Raw genomic sequence first — 1,103 nt, 5'->3', positions numbered from 1 at the left:
ATATAGGGGCTCGCGGGCTTTTCGCCGACAGCTGCGCCAGACGATCCTGACGACACGGTGCCGCCAGCCCGGTTTTTCGCGCCCGGCCGGATCAGCCGGATGATCCGGCGCACCAGCGAAGGCCGGCTCAGATCGGGAACCGCGCGCGAAAAATCGACATCCGGCAGCATGCCGCGATGCGGCCGGCGGCGAACCTCGGCGTGCACCGCCGACGAATAGGTGTCGCCGATCAGCAGCGCCCAGGTCGGCAGTCGATGGATATGCAGGCTCCTCGAGCCAGGTATTCTATAGGGATCGAACATCGGTCCGTCCTCCGTGTGAAAATCGAGATAAAAAGGCGAAGCAATATCGTCCGCCGGCATTCGGCCGGAGGCATGCTTTGCGTCGGTCTGGACATGACAAGCATCGGTCCGGACAGGTTCAGCTGGGGTGTTCAGCCCTTTTGACTTTTTGAAAAACATCGCAGGATTCCTTCGAGAGCCGAAAAATCGTTTCGGCGGGAATCGGTGCGATCAAGTCTTAGAGAGTCAGGAGAATCGTCGTACCGAAACCGCCGGCAGGCAGGTAAGCCCACGAGAGGGGCGCTGGATGTGCATGATCATCATGAATTACCCCTCCATCGGTTCGGGTTGACAATCCTGGCTGTATACCCGACCTCGCAGAAAATGGCCACCCGCAGGTCCAGCAATTTCAAAAACCGCCAAGCCGCTGTGGCCGATCCGCCACTTATTAGAAGGACGCGGAAATGAACTGTCGTCTCCGCATCGCGCTCTACCAGCCTGACATTGCCGGCAACACCGGGACAATCCTGCGCTTCGCCGCGTGCCTCGGACTTGGCGTCGACATCATCGAACCGGCCGGATTTCCGCTCTCCGACAAAGCGCTCAAGCGAGCCGGCATGGACTACCTCGAAATGGCTGCCCCGGCATGTCGACTGGCATGCCTTCGAGGAATGGCGCAAGGCTGGTTCGCGCCGGCTGGTGCTGCTGTCGACCAAAGCCACGACGGCCTACACCAGCTTCATCTTCGCCGAAGGCGACATACTCCTGTTTGGCCGGGAATCCGCAGGCGTGCCGGATCCTGTCCATCAGGCGGCTGATACG

Annotated in this window: 1 protein-coding gene and 1 pseudogene; one reads left to right on the top strand and one right to left on the bottom strand. The window is 60.5% G+C overall.

The features are described from left to right. A partial coding sequence (locus EN893_RS35145; RefSeq protein ID WP_128362222.1) for a hypothetical protein occupies window positions 1-302 on the bottom strand: 302 nt, incomplete at its 3' end. 443 nt (window positions 303-745) lie between these two features. Here EN893_RS35145 and EN893_RS35140 point away from each other — a divergent pair. Further along, window positions 746-1,103, top strand: a pseudogene (locus EN893_RS35140) (tRNA (cytidine(34)-2'-O)-methyltransferase); the annotation flags it as partial.

The sequence above is a fragment of the Mesorhizobium sp. M7A.F.Ca.CA.004.04.2.1 genome (assembly GCF_004022825.1).
Taxonomy (GTDB): domain Bacteria; phylum Pseudomonadota; class Alphaproteobacteria; order Rhizobiales; family Rhizobiaceae; genus Mesorhizobium.
This window is presented reverse-complemented; position numbering and strand designations above follow the sequence as displayed.